The organism is Streptomyces sp. NPDC007205, from assembly GCF_040634095.1.
In the GTDB taxonomy this organism is placed as follows: Bacteria; Actinomycetota; Actinomycetes; order Streptomycetales; family Streptomycetaceae; genus Streptomyces.
The window spans coordinates 1-3,320 of record NZ_JBEYEW010000134.1 but is presented as its reverse complement, the minus strand read 5'-3'; the positions used below and the strand labels follow the sequence as shown (position 1 = coordinate 3,320).

Below are 3,320 nucleotides of genomic sequence, written 5' to 3'. Positions count from 1 at the left end.
AGCGATTCGACCCCCATGCGCAGGATGTCCCGCAGAGGAACGTTCCTGCATGCCGCCCCTGACCTGGGCATTCACGGAACTGCGGCCAGAACCGTTTTCAAAGAGCGCCATCATTCGGGGAGAGTGAGCGGGCGGAGCTGGAGCGGCTGCGGGCCGAGGCCAGGCTACCGAGCCACCCTCGCCGAGGGCCTGGCCGCATAGATCGAACCACAGACTACTTCGACGGCACGGTCATTGGCGGCCCCTGACAACCCACCTGGCTGTCTTCCTCGGCACTTCACCTACGACGCCGGCGTCAGGCTGCTCAGACTGGGCCGTCAACGAAAAAGACCTGCTCACCGCCTTATGTACGGCGGCGCCGCCAGGTGCCACCACGCACGCACAAACCGGGGGTCGCCCTCCCACAGGCGGAAGTCATCCCCTTCTCCGGCGGAGTCGCCCATGCACATCGGCAGGCCATCAGCGCCACCGCCCAGCGCATCGACAGCTCACGAGCACATGAGTATCGTCGACCGGCCCGGGGCACGATCCATCATCAACCGACCCGTCGCCGACACTCGTTGGGACGCATGGCGGGTCAAGTAATTACTGCGCCCTCTTCACCGTCCGGTAGTCACAACCAGGTGACCAGTAACCATGCATCCCCCGATCACTACCACTCAACGTCACCGCCGCGCCTCGTCACGCACGTCCTCAGACCGACGACGACGCTCTTCGTACAAACGGGAATCTTCAGCGTCTTGCGTAGCCCCTGCGGCTTCCTCCCTGTTCGGGTCAGGGGACGCCTTGAAGTTGTGCTCCTCGATTGCGTCAAGCCGCTTTCTCCCCTCCTGATCGTCATGGTTCAGGTTTTGGGCACGGTCAGCGTTGGCGGCACGCTCGCTCTCCTCCTTCATCGCCGTGGGCCGCTGGGAAATTTCCCTCTTCTCCGTTGACCGCTGGAAAATTTCGACGAAATCTACGAAGCTAGTTTTAGCGTTATACGCAATTCTGGATTCCCTAAACTTTTTCAGTGTGCCTTCAACACCGTTACTACTATAACGCATCAAGGCTACCCAGTCCGAGTAGTTACTCCCGCCCGATATAACCTTCGAAGTAGTCGCCTTGGACATGCTCCACAAGGCTGAAATTTCATCGACATATCTCTCCCCTTCACTGAAAGGAATGCCATATGCGTACATTACTTTCAGTGCTCCATGAAGGCTTCCTAAATCGTGAACCTCTCGAGAGTGGCTGCCGTTTAAAAATTTTGCGGAAGCCTGTTCGAGACTGGAGGAGGGCGCACGGTGGATAAGTGTTTTAATCCCCTCTTCGAGGGTATGGTCAGCCTTGTAGTCAGGCCGTGAGATTAACCACATTACCTTCCCGAACGTAGGAGACTTTCTTATATCATTGGCGGCGGTCCACAATTTATCTCTTTCCTCTCGTGATATTGGAGTTTCGTTCATGAAAGCCTTGAGCACCCGAACCGCCTTGTCTGAGTCAATCCCATTCTTCTCCAGCATTAGCATCGCGTCCTGCACTACCGACTCGCGATCATGCGGCGACCGATCGTCCCAGCTGTAGTGCCCTAGGCTTTCATCAGCTTTCCAGAGACTGCCTCCGTGCACCGAGGGGACAATACGGTCTGGCTCCGCGATCCACGAGATGTCTGGAGCAGAGGTCATATACGCGGTCTTCGTGCCGTCTTTTGTCATGACAAACATGCCGGCCGTGTCAACGCCCGCCATGCCCGCCGTGCCAGAGGGGCCAGCACCCGGAAAATAGATATAGTCCAAGAGTGCGGCCGGCGCGAATCCAGTCGATGCCGCAATCGCTTTACCGATTGGCCCGATAATGGGCACTTTCCAGAATCCATTGCCCCAGGTGTCCTGCTGCGACTGATGCTTGACTACCCCGGCAGTGCCGTCGGGGATATTGACCGCGCCCGATTCTCGTATGATTCGCTGGATTAACTCAGACCGGAGCTTCCTCCCGGCGGGGGGAAGCTCGTTGAGGGCACTGCCGCTTCTTTTGATGAGATCAATAGCGTTACCGATTACTGTCTGGACATCCAAAGAGAGATTGCGGAGCCTCTCGTTTAATAACGCCGTAGCTTCAAATGCAACTTGAGGATCATTCGGACGTTCGGTTAAGTTCTGTTTAATCCTGGAGGCGGCTGCGGCGAATGCGGCAATATGCTCAATTCCCTTTTTGATCTGCTCGGCCTTTGTCGGACTTCCGGCGCTCTGTAACCCTGATTCAAAGAGACCTCCGGCCGACGCCGCCATGTCTGCGATCACCCATCCAACCCGAGTTCGAGGGACGGCGAATATGGTCTGGCCCATTTTATTCGCGAGGTGCATATTCTGCGTTAGGCCAGGGTGTGCCCAATCCAAAAAAGTCGTTCCGGAAATAATGTTTTTAAGAATAGGAATATTCGTCTGGCCCGGATTCCATCTGCTTTCCACGAGTCCCCTGGCTCCCGTCTGGGATACGGCGCTGGCTGTGGCCGCGTCGGCTACGCCCGTCCCAAGAGCGACACCCAGGGAAAGGACCACGGCAACGGACCGGTTCGTTACAGCGACCGAGGCCTTGCGTACCTTCTTGTGACGTGCAGACATGGCATCTTCCTTGGATATCGAGAGAATCAAGCGACCACTGCAGTCAGAGCAATCGCCGGGGTGTTCGTGGTTGTCGCTGTCGACCCCGATCGAAGAGGCCTGCCTGTATGACCCTCAAGACGCTCAATCTGTTACGCGGGATGGCGAACTTTTTCTCGCCATGAGCAGACGTGCTGGGCGCGGGCGAGCACTGCGATGGCCGACCCTCAGGGTTGAGAAGAGCTCGGTGGCTCCCGAACAGGCCAGAGGTGACCCCTCCGAGCGGCTCGGACCATGAACATCAATGGCCCGATCATGTGACCGGTCACGTTACCGACTGCGAGCGCCAGCACTCGCCAGACTTTTTCAAGGGCTCAAGCCCGGATCAGCGTAGGGGCGTTGTGCTGGCACCGGTGCTCGGCAACGTGATCGGGACAGCGGAGGAACAGCGGATTGGCCACAGCCCGTCTCTCTCGCCATCGACGTGGTCGGGCATGCCGGAGCACGGTTGCTGGCGGATCTTGCCGGTGCCACTGGCTGACCGCCGCGTACTCCACCGCGCTCGGGCGGCCTCAGCCGCCGCGGACCGGACATGAGATCCAGGCCGGATCGCCACGGACCTGGCGGTGATGCTCGCCGACGGCGGCTAGGTGTATTGACCTGAAGCGTTGTTCACGCGGCTGATCGGTGGGTGGCCGCCGAGTGCGGTGTGGCAGCGGTGGTGGTTGTAGGTGTGCA

1 protein-coding gene and 1 pseudogene are annotated in these 3,320 nt (G+C 58.6%); one reads left to right on the top strand and one right to left on the bottom strand.

Going from position 1 to position 3,320, the window contains the following annotated elements:
* Nucleotides 1–665: 665 nt before the first annotated feature.
* Nucleotides 666–2,633, bottom strand: coding sequence for a hypothetical protein (locus tag ABZ624_RS42485; RefSeq protein ID WP_360101009.1), 1,968 nt, complete (start codon nt 2,631–2,633; stop codon nt 666–668).
* Nucleotides 2,634–3,066: 433 nt separating this feature from the next.
* Between ABZ624_RS42485 and ABZ624_RS42480 the strand changes: the two are divergent.
* Nucleotides 3,067–3,229, top strand: a pseudogene (locus ABZ624_RS42480) (IS1380 family transposase); the annotation flags it as partial.
* Nucleotides 3,230–3,320 lie beyond the last annotated feature (91 nt).